The sequence below is a fragment of the Pseudomonas sp. genome (assembly GCF_041601375.1).
Lineage (GTDB): Bacteria > Pseudomonadota > Gammaproteobacteria > Pseudomonadales > Pseudomonadaceae > Aquipseudomonas.
In genome coordinates, this window is the sequence record NZ_JBFIIG010000007.1 from 14,424 (window position 1) to 29,353 (window position 14,930).

Sequence of the window (14,930 nt, forward strand, 5' to 3'; positions counted from 1 at the left end):
CGCCGCTTTTCGTTTCGCACAGCGCCCGCGTTCTATCCGTACGCTCGCCGCCAAGCCTCCTCACGTGCTCGATCCGCCCTACTCACCCGAGCGCAGGCCGCCGACCATCGCGGCCGCGACACTGAGTACATCCTTGCCCAGCCGCATCGAGCGCTGGCCGTCCCAGCCGGTGAGCGGATTGGGGCTGTCGTCGTGATCCTTGAACGGCATCTCGATGGTGAAGGACAGGCAGTCGAATTCCAGGCCAACCGCGTTGCAGGCCAGGGTGGTATTGGCTTGGCCGGGGGCGTCGCGCTTGTAGCCGAATGCGGTCTGGAACTCGGCGCCGAGGGTGATCAGGCGGCTGCGGAATTCCTCCTCGAGTTTTTCCAGGCGCAGGCTGTAGCCGGGGTTGCCTTCACAGCCGGCGGTGAAGACGTGGGGAATTTCCTCGTCGCCGTGGATGTCGAGAAACAGGTCGACGCCGACCTGGCGCATCTGCTGCTGGACGAAGAACACCTCGGGGCTCTCGGTCGCGCTGGCTGCTTGCCAGGCGCGGTTGAGGTCCTGACCGGCGGCGTTGGTGCGCAGGTGGCCACGGAAGGCGCCATCGGGGTTCATGTTCGGCACCAGGTAGAGGTCGGCCTGTTGCAGCAGGGCATTCAGTTCGGCGTCGTCGCGCTGCTGCAGGCGCTCGATCACGCCTTCCATGAACCATTCGGCCATGTGCTCGCCGGGGTGCTGCTGGGCGATGATCCAGATCTTGCGCTGGGCCTGTGGGTTGCGGCTGACGCGCAGCAACTGGATGTCGCGGCCCTCGATGCTCTTGCCGCAGGCGAACAGCTCCGCACCGGCCCGGTTCAGCGCCTGCTCGATCAGCCAGTCATGGCGCGCGCGGCTGTAGGGCTCGAAGTAGGCGAACCAGACCTGGGTCTCGCTCGGCTCGATGGCGAAGTTGAGCGCGCCATCCTCGAAACGGCTGGGCACGCGGAACCAGTTGCGATGGTCGTAGGAGGCCACGGCGTTGTAGCCGCTCCAGGCATGGCGGTAGGCGGACTGGCCGGCGTTGCTCAGGCTGAAGCCGTAGTGCTGGCCTGGGGTCAGGCCGTCGACCTTGAAGTGGAACCACTGGAAGTGATGGCTGTTGAGATCGGGGCGCATGGCCAGCAGCACCTGCTGCGGGTTGCTGGCGTCGAGCACCTCGATATTGCCGCTGTCGAAGTTGCAGTCGATGTTCATGGATACCTCGCGAGCCTGAGGGTGCGCCGCACCTGGGCTCGCAAGAATCGCAGGTCTACCCGCCGGATGAAATACCAGGGGCGACATCTGGCTCGACCAGGCCTGATTGACTGCTCAGCGGCTGTGAACATAACGAGCACCGCCGCGAGACCGCCTCCAGGCGTTCGCGGCAAGGCGCACACCGTACAGCAGGCTAGCGGCCCTTCGCCGCGGTCACGGCTTGAGGTCGAACAGCGCCTTGCCGGTTTCCATGTCACTGGGCACGGAAAAATGCTCGTGGACGATCAACCAGCGCTCGCCCTGTCTGCGAAAGCACTGGGTGACGCGCATCCAGCAGCTCTGCGTCTGGCCCTTGTCGTCGGTGCCGCCGCAGTGCAACAGGTAATGGGCCACGCCGAGGTTGTCGTCGATCACGAAACTCGGATCGTGCACCTCGAACATGCCCTCGCCCGTGCACATTTCCATGCAGGCTTGCCAGTGCGCCTTGTAGGCTTCGCGACCGACGAAGCGCAACGGACCTATGGCGTCATAGGCCACCACCTCGTCGCTGTAGTGGCTGATGATGCGCTCGACATCCTTGGACTGTGCGGCCTGCGCCCAGCTGTCGACGGCCTGCTTGATCCGGCTTTGCGGGGTATCGATGATCATTGTCGCTCTCCTGTTCAGGGGGGTCAGGTTTCATTCACGGAGCAACAGGCATGGGCGGCCGGCTGCTGGTATTCGTCGTGCAGGCGGGTCCAGTTCAGCCCCTGGCCGTTCAGATCGGGCATACCGCCCCAGCCTTCGCCGCGGCTGGCAATACGGGGTAATGGGTAGCCATCGCGGTTCATGGCGTGAACTCCCAGTGATGGATTGGTTGTGGCGCGGCCCGCTCACACGTCCAGCTGACGCACCGGCCGCACTTCGACGCTGCCGACCCGCGCCGCCGGAATTTTCCCGGCGATCTGGATGGCTTCGTTGAGGTCGCGGGCATCGACCAGGTAGAAACCGGCCAGTTGCTCCTTGGTCTCGGCGAAGGGGCCGTCGGTGATCGACAGCTTGCCGCCGCGCATGCGCACCGTGGTCGCGGTCTGCACCGGCTGCAACGCCTCGGCGGCGAGCATGCGGCCACTCGCCTGCACCGTCTCGGCGTAGGCAAAGCACTCCTCGTCCCGCGGACTGTCGGGAGAGTCGTGCAGCAGCTGTTCATTACAGTAGACCAGGCAGAGGTATTTCATGACGTGCTCCAGATTGCATGGGGCTGGGTATTGATTAGTCGAGCGCCAGGCGCGGCAATCGACAGCGCCAGAAAAATATTTCCGCGCCCGACCAACGGCCACCTCCTAGGGTGCGCCGTGCGCACCAACAAACTTGGCCGCAACACGCATCAGCCGTCGCCCAACTGGTCCAGACGGCGCTGCAGGAATTGCCGATCCGGCCCCTGCCGGGCCAAGTGCAGGGCGCGCCGATAGGCGGCGCGGGCCTCGCCGCTGCGGCCCAGACGGCGATAGAGATCGGCCTGGGCCGCATGCGCCAGGTGGTAGTCGGCCAGCTCGCCCCGTTCGAGCAGGGCTTCGATCGGGGCCAATCCGGCTGCCGGGCCGTCGCGCATGGCCAGCGCCACCGCGCGGTTGAGTTCGATCACCGGCGAGGGCGAAATGCGCAGCAGGGCGTCGTAGAGCCCGACGATCTGCGCCCAGTCGGTGGCCGCGGCGTCCGGCGCCTCGGCGTGCACGGCGGCGATGGCGGCCTGCAACGCATAAGCACCGAATTGCCGCGAGCGCAGCGCCTGCAACACCAGGGCGTCGCCTTCGGCGATCAGCTCGGCAGACCAGAGCGAGCGATCCTGCTCGTCCAGCAGCACCGGCTCGCCGCTCGCCGAGGTGCGCGCCGGGCGGCGCGCCTCGTGCAGCAGCATCAAGGCCAGCAGGCCCATGACTTCCGGTTCGGGCAACAGGTCGAGGAGCAGCCGCCCCAGACGAATGGCCTCGCTGGACAGGTGGCTGCGGGTCAGCGCGTCGCCGGAACTGGCGAAGTAGCCCTCGTTGAACACCAGGTAGATCACCTGCAGCACCGACTCCAGACGCTCGGCCAGTTCGCCGCGCCCCGGCACCTCGTAGGGGATGCGTGCATCGCGGATCTTGGCCTTGGCCCGCACGATGCGCTGGGCCACGGTGCTCGGCCGGGTGAGAAAGGCGCGGGCGATATCCTCGGTGCTGAGATCGCAGATCTCGCGCAGGGTCAGCGCCACCTGGGCGTCGCCGGCGAGCGCCGGATGGCAGCAGGTGAAGATCAGGCGCAGGCGGTCGTCCTCGACGCTGTCGCCGCCCCACAACGGCTGATCGCACGCGGCAATGGCGTCGGCAAGGCGCGCATCCAGCGGTTCGAAACGGGCCTGACGACGCAGGCCGTCGATGGCCTTGAAGCGCCCCGCCGACACCAGCCAGGCCCGCGGGTTGGCCGGCACACCGTCGCGCGGCCACTGCTCCATCGCCACCCGAAAGGCTTCGTGCAGCGCCTCTTCGGCCAGGTCGAAATCGCCCAGCAGGCGGATCAGGGTCGCCAGCACCCGCCGCGACTCGTCACGGTAAAGAGCGGCCAACAGTTCGTGCAGCTCCCCGGCGGCGTCCATGGTTTCCCCCTTCGGCTGATGCGCCTGTCAGCGTAGGCCGCCTGGGCGGCGAGGACAACGGGGCGGAACAACCGAGCGACCGGCGTAGGCTGTGCCGCGCGCGCCATGGGGTATGCGCGCCATGAGCGGTGAGCACCTGGTGCGCATGGCACAGCCTACGAGTCGATGCCACCCCCAAGACGGCTCACCGGCAAGTCATGGCGCCTGCCGGCAAAAGCGTCTCGATTCAGATGACAGAAAAACGCTTGGTCAGGTACTGGTGAGAACGGCGACAAAATCCGCCTGTAGCCGCTCAAGCGGGAACGCGAAAAAATCGGCGCACTTGTGGTGCGCCGCTACAGCAAAGGTGTCAGTTAAACGGACGTAAGAGACTGGATCGGCGCTTGTGGCAACGACCCGGATATGGCGGTGCGCCGCGTGGCGAACCCTCATATTTAGGCGGGGTCAGAGCAGCGTCAGCAGCTCCCCCTTGTCGATAAAAGCCTGCAGATTGGTCAGCACCAGCTCTTCCATCTGCAAGCGGGTTTCTTTCGTGCCGCTGCCAACGTGGGGCAAGAGCACGATATTAGGCAAGGCGAACAGTGCTTGCGGCACTTAGGTGCTCGTCTGCAAATACCTCCACCGAGTGCAGCCATCCAGCAGCGCCGCAACCAGTTTTGTAGATGAGTGGAGCAGAGCGATATCCAGCGGCTGGGTGATAGGTATCGCTGTGCTCAATCCATCCTAGAGCTGGGATTTACGGCCGAATAGGCGCCGTGTCGGCAGGGTGATTTGCTCGCGCAGGCCCTCGACTGCACGCCCTTTACCAACATCGGCTTATATTCTCCGACACCTGTTCATGCAGGGACCGCAGAAGTTGCTTGAGCAAAATGGGCTCGTCAGAGAGCAAGTTAATCGACTCTGCACCTTAGATTTCCTTACGTTTAAAGACTAAACCTATTAACCAGCCGATTCAGATCCGCCGCTAAGCGCGACAGATCATGGCTGGAGGCGCTCGTTTGGTGGGCGCCGGTAGCTGACTGCACAGACAGGTCGCGAATGTTCACCAAGTTACGGTCCACTTCGCGCGCTGCTTGCGCCTGTTCTTCTGCCGCGCTGGCAATCACTAGGTTGCGCTCATACATCTCACCGATTGCGGTGGTGATTTCCCCTAACGCCATGCCTGCACTCTCGGCCAGATTGCGCGTGGATTGCGCCAAGGTGCTACTGCATTGCATGGAGGTCAGGGCCTCGGTGGCACCGGTGCGCATGGTGGACACCATCTGCTCGATTTCTTGGGTGGAGTTCTGCGTGCGGTAAGCCAAGGCCCTGACTTCGTCCGCCACCACCGCAAAACCGCGCCCGGACTCGCCAGCACGGGCCGCTTCGATGGCAGCGTTCAAGGCGAGCAAATTGGTCTGTTCGGCAATGGCGCGAATCACGTCCAGCACCTTGCCAATATCCTGAGACTGCCCCGCCAGTTGACGCACCAGACCGGCAGTAGTCTCCACTTCGGCAGACAAGCCACCGATAGCGCTGATGGTCTCGCTAACACGGCTATTCCCAACTTGCGCCGATTGATTCGACGCCTTTGAAGCATCGGAGGTGGACACTGCATTACGCGCCACTTCATCCACGGCCGCGCTCATTTCATTCACCGCAGTGGCGGCCAGTTCGATCTCATTGTTTTGTTGCAGAAGGCTACGGCTGGCATCTTCGGTGACCGCATTAAGCTCTTCGGCGGCGGCGGCCAATTGGGTGGAGGAGCCAGAGATATCTACCAGGGTTTCCCGCAGTTTTTGTTGCATACGGCCCAAGGCATCCTGCAACTGGCTGACTTCGTCATTGCCATCCACCTGAATCAGCTTGGTCAGATCACCGTCGGCGATAAATTGCGCTGCCTGCACCGCGCCACGCAGCGGGCGCACGATGCTTTGGGTCAGCAGCCAGGCCAGCAACACTGTGGCGAAGGCTGCCACCACGATAAAGACGATAACGATGTAGCGGGAATAGTCGTATTGTTCGGCTGAGGCTTTGCCTTCCTGCTCGATGCCCTTGGCGTATATCTCACCCAGCAATGCCAGCTGCGCGCCGGTACCGTCCACCACTGGTTTCATGTCCACCAGCAACAGCTTATTCAGTGCATCTCTGTCACCGCTACGGGCCAACACAAACGAGTCGGCCATGCCGCGCTGATAGCTGGCGAGGCCTTGCTTGAATTGGCCGTACAGGCGCTCTTCGTGCGGGGAGTTGATAAAGGCTTCGAAGTTCTTGAGGTTATCGGTCAGCACTTTGTTGCGGACTTCGTACTGGTCGATATAAGTGTCCAGACTACCGATCTCGGTATCTAGGGCCATGCGCAGGGAAATGGTGCGGATTCGCAGCATATTTTCGCGAATGCTGTTGACGATGCGGATGCTCGGCACCCAGTCCTTCTCAATGGTGGTAGCGCGCTCGCGGATGCTGGTCATTTCTCCCAGGGAAAACATACCGAGAGACGCCACGATCAGGGCAAGAAGGGCGAATAGACACGCGGCCCTGCGGGCGATATTCCAGTTACGTAGCAGCATGAAAACCTCAGTGACCCCGTTGGCTTACCCCTCTTTACAGAGAGTGATTACATAGTTGTTGTAGGGTGATTTTTAAAAGGCGCACTTGTGGTGCGCCGCTACAGCGTAGGTGTCAGTTAAACAGACGTAAGAGACTGGATCGGCGCTTGTGGCAACGACCCGGATATGACGGTGCGCCGCGCGGCGAACCCTCATATTTAGGCGGGGTCAGAGCGGCGTCAGCAGCTCCCCCTTGTCGATAAAAGCCTGCAGATTGGCCAGCACCAGCTCCTCCATCTGCAAGCGGGTTTCGTGGGTACCACTGCCGACATGGGGCAGCAATACCACATTGGGCAGGGCGAACAGCTCTGCTGGCACGGTGGGTTCACCTCCGAACACATCCAACCCCGCACCGCCCAGGCTGCCATTCAGCAGCGCCGCAACCAGCGCCGCCTGATCGACCACCGAGCCGCGCGCGACGTTGATCAGAGTGCCCTCGGGGCCGAGGGCTTCGAGCACGGCCCGATCGATCAGGTGATGGGTAGCCGCACCGCCAGGGCAGGCCAGTACCAGAAAGTCTGCCCAGCGCGCCAGCGCCAACAAATCCACCTCGAAGCCATAGGGGCTGCCCGGATCCTGCCGGCGCTTGTAGTAGCGCACCGGCATGGCGAAGCCTTCGGCGCGGCGGACGATGGCTTGGCCGATGCGGCCGAGGCCGACGATGCCGAGCTTCTTGCCGCTGACCTTGCGCGTCAGCGGGTAGTTGCCCGTGAGCCACTGCCCTTCCCGCACGAAGCGGTCGGCCGCAGCCAGCTGACGGGCGCTATCTATGATCAGGCCCATGGCCAGATCGGCCACGCAATCGTTGAGCACATCCGGCGTGGTACTGATGACGATGCCGCGATCACGCAGCAGCTCCAGCGGATAGGGGTCGTAGCCCACGCCAAAGCTGCAGATGGCACGCAGGTTCGGCAGGCACTGCAGTTGCTCGGCGCTGCAACCGAAGCGGGCCGAAGAGACCAGCAGTTCGAACTGCCCGCCCTGCTCCTTGAGAAAGCGCAGTGGATCGGGCTGCTGCCATAGCGGCGCAACCGCGTAACGGCCAGCCAGGTTGGCGTTGAAGCGTTCGCTCAGCGGGCCGACCTGTAACACTTGGGAGTTAACCATGGGGACTCTTGCCTCCAGTGCGTGGTTTACAGCAGCTTGCCGGGGTTCATCAGCCCGGTCGGGTCCAGCGTCGCCTTGATCGCTCGCATCAACTCCAACTCCAGCGGGTCCTTGTAGCGTCTGGCCGCCTCGCGCTTGGCCTGCCCCAGGCCATGTTCGGCGCTGATGCTGCCGTCAAAGGTGGCGGTCGAGTCGTAGATAAGCCGCATGATCGCCTCGTGCTGCGCCTTGAATGGCGCGTCGTCGGCGGCCAGCGGTTTGCTGATGTTGTAATGCAGGTTGCCGTCGCCGACATGGCCGTAGGCCACGATGCGCACACCGGGGAAATCTTTCAGCAAACGCCGGTCAGTGGCTTCGATAAAGGCCGGAATGCGGCTGACCGGCACGCTGATATCGTGCTTGAGGCTCGGCCCCTCGTGGTTCTGCGCCTGCGAAATGCCCTCGCGCAGCGCCCACAGTGCCTGCACCTGGGCCTGGCTGCTGGCCACCACTGCATCCAGCGCCACGCCCTGCTCGAAGGCCTCGCCGAGACCCTGTTCGAGCATGTCGTTCAGCGACGCATCGGGCTGGGTATCGCTCAGCTCGATCAGCACGTACCAGGGGTACACCTCGGCGAAGGGGTCATTGACGCCCGCGACATGCCGCAGCACGAACTCCACGCTCTGGCGCGACATCAGCTCGAAACCCGTCAGCCGGTCGCCACACAGGCCGCGCATCTGCCCGATCAGCTCGACCGCGGCCTGCGCACTGGGCAGCGCCACCCAGGCGGTGGTCAGGCTGCGCACGGCGGGAAACAGCTTGAGCACTGCGGCGGTGATGATGCCCAGGGTGCCCTCGGCACCAATGAACAGCTGCTTGAGGTCGTAGCCGGTGTTGTCCTTGCGCAGGCCGCGCAGCCCGTTCCAGATGCGCCCGTCGGGCAACACCACTTCGAGGCCCAGCACCAGGTCGCGCATATTGCCGTAACGCAGCACGGCGGTGCCGCCGGCGTTGGTCGCCAGATTGCCGCCGACCGTGCAACTGCCTTCGGCTCCCAGCGACAGGGGAAATAACCTGCCGACCTCGGCGACCGCCTCCTGCAGACGCTGGAGAATCACTCCGGCCTCGACGGTAATGGTCTCGTTGCCCGTGTCGACGGCGCGGATGCGCGCCATGCGGGTCAGCGACAGCACCACCTGGGCGCCCGAATCATCGGGAATCGAGCCGCCACAGAGGCCGGTATTGCCGCCCTGCGGCACGATCGCGACACCGGCCTCGTGGCACAGGCGCACCACCTGCGCCACTTCGTCGGTTGTGGCGGGTCGCAGCACCAGCGCGGCGCGGCCCCGGTAGGCGTTGCGCCAGTCGCTCAGGTAGCCGTGCATGCGTTCGGCGTCGGTGATCAGCCCGGAGTCGCCCACCACCGCCTGCAGTGCCTGGATCAGGCTCTCGGGAAGGCCGCTCATCTCAGGTCACCGGAGCCGGGTTGAATAGCACCAGGTCGTTGTGCAGGCGCAGGCGCTCGGCGCAGGTCTGTTGCTTGCCGCTGGCGACGTCCAGATACAGCTGGAAGATGAGCCAGCCCATCTCGTCCAGGGTCATGCGCCCGGAGGTGATCTGCCCGGCATCCACGTCGATCAGGTCGGGCCAGCGCTCGGCCAGTTGGGTACGGGTGGCGACCTTGATCACCGGCACCATGGCCAGGCCGTAAGGCGTGCCGCGGCCGGTGGTGAAGATATGCAGATTCATCCCGGCGGCCAGTTGCAGGGTGCCGCAGATAAAGTCGCTGGCCGGCGTGGCGCAGAACCACAGGCCCTTGCCACGCACCCGCTCCCCCGGTGACACCACCCCGGCGATGGGGCTGGAGCCGGACTTGGCGATCGAGCCCATGGCCTTTTCGACAATATTGTTCAGCCCGCCCTTCTTGTTCCCCGGCGTGGTGTTGGCGCTGCGGTCGGCCATGCCGCGCTGCAGGTAGCGGTCATACCAATCCATCTCGCGGATCAGCGCATCGGCCACTTCCACCGTGGCCGCACGCGGGGTGAGCAGGTGGATGCCGTCGCGCACCTCGGTGTTCTCGGAGAACATCACCGTGGCCCCGGCGCGCACCAGCAGGTCGGCGGCCACACCCAGGGCCGGGTTGGCGGTGATGCCGGAAAACGCATCGCTGCCGCCACACTGCATACCGACCACCAGCTCGCTGGCCGACACGCTTTCGCGGCGACGCCGATCGAGCACCTGCAGCCGCGCCTCGATCATCGCCATGATCTGCTCGACCATGCCGGCGAAGCCGTTGCTGGAATCCTGCAGGCGGAACAGCCACTCCTCCTCGTCCATGCCGTTGGTCAGCTGGTCACCATCCATCAACTGGCTGGCCTGCAACTTCTCGCAGCCGAGGCTGATGACCAGCGCCTGGCCGCCGAGGTTGGGGTTACGGCTGATGTTATAGAGGGTGCGGATCGGCACCACCGCATCTGGCGCATTGATCGCCACGCCGCAGCCATAGCTGTGCGACAGGGCCACAACGTCGTCGACGTTGGGGTACTTGGGCAGCAGCTCCTTGCGCACGCGCTCGACCACGTGGTCGAGCACGCCGACCACGCACTGCACCGTGGTGGTCACGCCGAGAATATTGCGCGTGCCGACGCTGCCGTCCGGGTTGCGGAAACCCTCGAAGCTGTAACCCTCCAGCGGCTCGACCGGCACAGCCGACAAGGTCGCCTTGGGCAGGTTGTCCAGGGCCGGCGGCTCGGGCATACGCAGCTGCGCCTCGGTGACCCAGCGCCCGGCGGCGATGGGCTCCAGGGCGTAACCGATGACCTCGCCGTAGCGCACCACTTCGCCGTCCAAGGCGATGTCCTGCAAGGCCACCTTATGGCTCTGCGGGATGCCTTCGACGGCCACCAGGCCATCGGCAAAGCGGCCGCCCTTGGCCACGCCCTGCTCGTTGACCACCACACCGACGTTGTCGGCCGGGTGCAGGCGGATATAGCGAGGCGAATCCTGATGGGGAATCAACTGCATGGACATGCTCTCCTCTAATACGGGTCAGGGTGTCGAGTTGGGCGCAGCAACGGCGGCGTTAACAGCCGGGGCTGGCGGATCGTTCAACTCGATCCGTTGAATACGACCAACGATAAACAGGTAACTGATTACCGCCAGCAAAGCGTTGGCACCGACATAGATCAGCGCCGTGTCAAATGAGCCGGTGTGGCTGACCAGGTAACCGACCACGATAGGTGTGGTGATCGCCGCCAGGTTGCCGAAGGTATTGAACAGCCCACCGGACAGGCCGACGATCTGCCGGGGCGAGGTGTCGGCCACCAGCGTCCAGCCGAGCGAGCCGAAGCCCTTGCCGAAAAAGGCCAGGGCCATCAGGCCGATCACTGCGCTATCACTCTCGACATGGATGCTCAGCACGATACAGCTGGCCAGCAGCATGCCGACGACGATGGGCAGCTTGCGCGCCAGGGTCAGGGAATAGCCGCGACGCAGCAGACCGTCCGACACCAGGCCGCCGAGCACACCGCCGACGAAGCCGCTGATCGCCGGCAGCGAGGCGGCAAAGCCGGCGGCGAGAATGCTCATGCCGCGCGCCTGCACCAGGTACACGGGAAACCAGGTGAGGAAGAAATAGGTAATGGCGTTGTTGCAGTACTGGCCCAGGTACAGGCCGATCAGCGTGCGTTGGGTCAGCAGCAACTTGAGGGTGCGCCACTGCGAGCCCGCCGCAGCGGCAGGCCGTGGGGCCAGGTCGATCAGACCGCCGCCGTCTTCGATATGGGCGAACTCGGCAGCGCCCAGACGTGGATGCTCACGCGGGCTGTGCATCAGCTTGAGCCACACGCCACAGAGCAGCAGACCCAGGCCGCCCAGCACGTAAAACACATACTGCCAGCCCATGTCCTGCACCACCCAACCCATCAGCGGGGCAAATACCGCAGTGGCGGCATACTGCGCCGACGTGGACATGGCGGTGGCGGTGGCCCGCTCGCGGGTCGGGAACCAGGCGGCGATGATCCGTGCATTGCCCGGAAAGCACGGCGCGCCGGCAAAGCCTACCGCCAGGCGCAGCACAAACAGGCTGACGATTGACCAGGCCAGCGGCAGCATGCCGACAAGGCCCTGCAACAGGGTAAACAGCGACCAGCAGAACAGCGTGATGAGATAGACGCGCTTGGCACCGAAGCGATCGAACAGCCAGCCACCGGGAATCTGCCCGATGACATAGGCCCAGCCGAACGCCGAAAAGATATAGCCGAGCATCACCGCATCGATGCCCAGATCCGCCTGCAGCGCGGCACCGGCAATCGACAGGCTGGAGCGGTCGGCAAAGGTGACCGTGGTGACGAGGAACAGCATCAGCAGGATGGAGTAACGCACCCGGCCTGGTTTGACTGCTTGCATCTGGCCAACTCATCGAGAGGTTCGCGTGAAACGGGCCCGGTGTCGTCAGACACCGAGCCGTCGGACCGCCGGTTCAACGCACCAGGCAAGGGCGTTTGTTGTCGAACTGCCAGCCGGAGATCAGGTACTGCATGGCCACGGCATCGTTGCGCGCGCCCAGGCCCATGCCCTGGTACAGCTCGTGGGCCTTGGCCAGGGCATCCCAATCCAGCTCGACGCCCAGACCCGGAGTTTTGGGCACCTGCACCAGGCCGCCTTCGATCTGCAGCGGGTTGCGGGTCAGGTGCTGGCCGTCCTGCCAGATCCAGTGGGTGTCGATGGCGGTGACCTTGCCCGGCGCGGCGGCCGCGACATGGGTGAACATCGCCAGGGAAATGTCGAAGTGGTTGTTGGAGTGCGAGCCCCAGGTCAGGCCCCATTCGTTGCACATCTGCGCCACCCGCACCGAACCCTGCATGGTCCAGAAATGCGGGTCGGCCAGCGGAATATCCACCGACTGCAACTGGATGCAGTGACCCATCTGCCGCCAGTCGGTGGCGATCATATTGGTCGCGGTCGGCAGGCCGGTGGCGCGGCGGAACTCGGCCATCACCTCGCGGCCGGAGTAACCGTTTTCCGCACCGCAGGGGTCTTCGGCATAGGCCAGCACACCGTGCAGGTCGCGGCACAGCTCGATGGCCTCGGCCAGGGACCAGCCGCCGTTCGGGTCGAGGGTCACCCGCGCCTGGGGGAAGCGTTCGGCCAGGGCGCGGATTGCCTCGACTTCCTCGCCGCCGCGCAGCACGCCGCCCTTGAGTTTGAAATCGTTGAAGCCATAGCGCGCATGGGCCGCTTCGGCCTGACGGACGATGGTCTCGGGGCTCAGCGCCTCCTGGTTGCGCACGCGGAACCAGGCGTCGTCGGCATCCGCTTCGTTGCGGTAGCCGAGGTCGGTCTTCTCGCGGTCGCCGATATAGAACAGGTAACCGAGCATCTCCACCGCATCGCGCTGCTGGCCTTCGCCGAGCAGGGCCGCCACCGGCACGCCGAGGTGCTGGCCGAGCAGGTCGAGCAGCGCCGCCTCCAGGGCGGTGACCGCGTGGATGGTGATGCGCAGGTCGAAGGTCTGCAGGCCGCGACCGCCGACATCGCGATCGGCGAAAGCCTGCCGTACCTTATTGAGGATGCCGTTGTAGTTGCCGATGGACTGCCCCACCAGCAAGGGCCGGGCGTCTTCCAGGGTCTGGCGGATGGCCTCGCCACCGGGAACCTCGCCGACGCCGATGCGCCCGGCGTTGTCCTTGAGGATCAGGATATTGCGAGTAAAGAATGGGCCGTGGGCGCCACTCAGATTGAGCAGCATGCTGTCGTGGCCGGCAACCGGCACGACCTGTAGCTCGGTGATCAGCGGGGCGCCGGCGAAGGCGCCTTGCCTGGATTCTGTGTTCATAGCTCTTGCCCTGTTGTTGTTATCCGGGGTCTGAACCTTGGTAGGAGCGTGCTCAAGCGCTCGAAAAGCTTCGCGGGCATGGCCCGCTCCTACAGGTGCACTCAACCGACGTACGTGGTCTTCACCGTGGTGTAGAACTCCTGGGCGTACTTGCCCTGCTCGCGGCTGCCATAGGACGAACCTTTGCGGCCGCCGAACGGCACGTGGTAATCCACCCCGGCAGTCGGCAGATTGACCATGACCATACCGGCCTGGGCATGACGCTTGAAGTGGTTGGCGTGCTTCAACGAGGTGGTGCAGATACCAGCGGACAGACCGAACTCGGTGTCGTTGGCCATGGCCAGCGCTTCGTCGTAATCGGCCACGCGGATGATATTGGCCACCGGACCGAAAATCTCTTCGCGGCTGATGCGCATGCCCGCCGTGCAGTCGGCAAACAGGGTCGGGGCCAGGTAGTAGCCGTCCTGTTCGCAGCTGACGCGCTCGCCGCCGCAGACCAGGCGCGCACCTTCCTGCTTGCCGATCTCGATATAACGCAGGTCCTGCTCCAGCTGAGCCTGGGACACCACGGGGCCGATATCGGTGCCCTTCTCCAGGGCATTGCCGACGGTGATCGACTGCATCCGCTCGGCCATGGCCGCGACGAACCGGTCGTAGATGCCGGCGGTGACGATCAGCCGGCTGGAGGCGGTGCAACGCTGACCGGTGGAGTAGAAGGCGCTCTGCACCGACAGCTCCACGGCGGTTTTCAGGTCGGCATCGTCGAGGATAATCTGCGGGTTCTTGCCGCCCATCTCCAGCTGCACCTTGGCACCGCGCGCCACGCAACTGGCGGCGATGCTGCGGCCGACACCGACCGAGCCGGTAAAGCTGACGCCATCGACCTGCGGGTGCTGGACGATGGTTTCACCGACCACCCGGCCGCTGCCCATCACCAGGTTGAACACCCCGGCGGGGAAACCGGCGCGGGAGATGATTTCGGCGATGGCCCAGGCGCAACCCGGCACCAGATCGGCCGGTTTCAACACCACGCAGTTGCCGTAGGCCAGGGCCGGGGCGACCTTCCAGGCCGGGATTGCGATGGGGAAGTTCCACGGGGTGATCAGGCCGATCACGCCCAGCGGCTCGCGGGTGACTTCCACCGAGACGCCGGGGCGCACCGAGGCCAGCACTTCACCGGCCTGACGCAGGCATTCGCCGGCGTAGAACTTGAAGATATTGCCGGCGCGGGTCACCTCGCCGATGGCTTCGGCCAGGGTCTTGCCCTCTTCCCGGGCCAGCAGGGTGCCCAGCTCCTCGCGGCGGGCGAGGATTTCGCTGCCGACCTTGTCCAGCGCGTCGCTGCGCGCCTGGATGCCGGAAGTCGACCAGGCCGGAAAAGCGGCGCGGGCGGCGGCGATGGCCTGATCCACCTGGGCGGCGTCGGCCTGGGCGTATTCGCCGACCACATCGGCCAGGTCGGACGGGTTGATATTGCTCGAATAGCTGGCAGCGGCGAGCCATTGGCCGCCGATGTAGTTGTCGTAACGCTGTGGATTGGCCACGAATAGCCTCCTGTCTGTGCGCGGCGCGTGATCGCGCCGCTATCGGT

General features: G+C 64.6%; 12 protein-coding genes and 1 pseudogene. All 13 read right to left on the reverse strand.

Features of this window, described 5'->3' with window-relative positions; translation table 11 throughout:
* Positions 1-78: 78 nt before the first annotated feature.
* Positions 79-1,218 carry a M14-type cytosolic carboxypeptidase gene (locus ABZE94_RS02150; RefSeq protein ID WP_372873888.1) on the reverse strand — a complete coding sequence of 380 codons (1,140 nt, stop codon included), beginning with the start codon at positions 1,216-1,218 and terminating at the stop codon, positions 79-81.
* A 213-nt stretch (positions 1,219-1,431) separates the two neighbouring features.
* The gene (locus ABZE94_RS02155; RefSeq protein WP_372873889.1) at positions 1,432-1,866 is read right to left on the reverse strand and encodes a nuclear transport factor 2 family protein; all 435 of its coding nucleotides are present in this window, start codon (positions 1,864-1,866) and stop codon (positions 1,432-1,434) included.
* Positions 1,867-1,889: 23 nt separating this feature from the next.
* Entirely contained in the window at positions 1,890-2,048 is a 159-nt protein-coding gene (locus ABZE94_RS02160) for a hypothetical protein (RefSeq protein WP_372873890.1), read from the reverse strand.
* Between the two features lie 42 nt (positions 2,049-2,090).
* On the reverse strand, positions 2,091-2,435 hold the full coding sequence (locus tag ABZE94_RS02165) for a YciI family protein (protein ID WP_372873891.1): 345 nt from the start codon (positions 2,433-2,435) through the stop codon (positions 2,091-2,093).
* A gap of 149 nt (positions 2,436-2,584) precedes the next feature.
* Complete coding sequence (locus tag ABZE94_RS02170; RefSeq protein WP_372873892.1) at positions 2,585-3,829, reverse strand: RNA polymerase sigma factor; 1,245 nt, start codon at positions 3,827-3,829, stop codon at positions 2,585-2,587.
* A 444-nt stretch (positions 3,830-4,273) separates the two neighbouring features.
* Positions 4,274-4,423 (reverse strand): annotated as a pseudogene (locus tag ABZE94_RS02175) (2-hydroxyacid dehydrogenase); the annotation flags it as partial.
* Positions 4,424-4,752: 329 nt separating this feature from the next.
* Entirely contained in the window at positions 4,753-6,378 is a 1,626-nt protein-coding gene (locus ABZE94_RS02180; protein ID WP_372873893.1) for a methyl-accepting chemotaxis protein, read from the reverse strand.
* Positions 6,379-6,585: 207 nt separating this feature from the next.
* On the reverse strand, positions 6,586-7,524 hold the full coding sequence (locus ABZE94_RS02185; protein ID WP_372873894.1) for a 2-hydroxyacid dehydrogenase: 939 nt from the start codon (positions 7,522-7,524) through the stop codon (positions 6,586-6,588).
* 26 nt (positions 7,525-7,550) lie between these two features.
* Positions 7,551-8,969 (reverse strand): FAD-binding oxidoreductase, encoded by a 1,419-nt coding sequence (locus tag ABZE94_RS02190; RefSeq protein WP_372873895.1) that lies wholly within the window; start codon positions 8,967-8,969, stop codon positions 7,551-7,553.
* A gap of 1 nt (position 8,970) precedes the next feature.
* Positions 8,971-10,527 (reverse strand): galactarate dehydratase, encoded by a 1,557-nt coding sequence (gene garD, locus ABZE94_RS02195; protein ID WP_372873896.1) that lies wholly within the window; start codon positions 10,525-10,527, stop codon positions 8,971-8,973.
* A gap of 24 nt (positions 10,528-10,551) precedes the next feature.
* Positions 10,552-11,910: an MFS transporter gene (locus ABZE94_RS02200; RefSeq protein ID WP_372873897.1), complete on the reverse strand. Its 1,359-nt coding sequence runs from the start codon at positions 11,908-11,910 to the stop codon at positions 10,552-10,554.
* Between the two features lie 73 nt (positions 11,911-11,983).
* Complete coding sequence (gene gudD / locus ABZE94_RS02205) at positions 11,984-13,339, reverse strand: glucarate dehydratase (RefSeq protein WP_372873898.1); 1,356 nt, start codon at positions 13,337-13,339, stop codon at positions 11,984-11,986.
* Positions 13,340-13,440: 101 nt separating this feature from the next.
* Positions 13,441-14,883 (reverse strand): aldehyde dehydrogenase family protein, encoded by a 1,443-nt coding sequence (locus tag ABZE94_RS02210; protein ID WP_372873899.1) that lies wholly within the window; start codon positions 14,881-14,883, stop codon positions 13,441-13,443.
* Positions 14,884-14,930 lie beyond the last annotated feature (47 nt).

What these genes read in the sequence shown, in the direction of transcription:
- ABZE94_RS02150 (WP_372873888.1), bottom strand. Translation starts at nt 1,218, where the DNA reads ATGAACATCGACTGCAACTTCGACAGCGGCAATATCGAGGTGCTCGAC.
- ABZE94_RS02155 (WP_372873889.1), bottom strand. Translation starts at nt 1,866, where the DNA reads ATGATCATCGATACCCCGCAAAGCCGGATCAAGCAGGCCGTCGACAGC.
- ABZE94_RS02160 (WP_372873890.1), bottom strand. Translation starts at nt 2,048, where the DNA reads ATGAACCGCGATGGCTACCCATTACCCCGTATTGCCAGCCGCGGCGAA.
- ABZE94_RS02165 (WP_372873891.1), bottom strand. Translation starts at nt 2,435, where the DNA reads ATGAAATACCTCTGCCTGGTCTACTGTAATGAACAGCTGCTGCACGAC.
- ABZE94_RS02170 (WP_372873892.1), bottom strand. Translation starts at nt 3,829, where the DNA reads ATGGACGCCGCCGGGGAGCTGCACGAACTGTTGGCCGCTCTTTACCGT.
- ABZE94_RS02180 (WP_372873893.1), bottom strand. Translation starts at nt 6,378, where the DNA reads ATGCTGCTACGTAACTGGAATATCGCCCGCAGGGCCGCGTGTCTATTC.
- ABZE94_RS02185 (WP_372873894.1), bottom strand. Translation starts at nt 7,524, where the DNA reads ATGGTTAACTCCCAAGTGTTACAGGTCGGCCCGCTGAGCGAACGCTTC.
- ABZE94_RS02190 (WP_372873895.1), bottom strand. Translation starts at nt 8,969, where the DNA reads ATGAGCGGCCTTCCCGAGAGCCTGATCCAGGCACTGCAGGCGGTGGTG.
- garD (WP_372873896.1), bottom strand. Translation starts at nt 10,527, where the DNA reads ATGCAGTTGATTCCCCATCAGGATTCGCCTCGCTATATCCGCCTGCAC.
- ABZE94_RS02200 (WP_372873897.1), bottom strand. Translation starts at nt 11,910, where the DNA reads ATGCAAGCAGTCAAACCAGGCCGGGTGCGTTACTCCATCCTGCTGATG.
- gudD (WP_372873898.1), bottom strand. Translation starts at nt 13,339, where the DNA reads ATGAACACAGAATCCAGGCAAGGCGCCTTCGCCGGCGCCCCGCTGATC.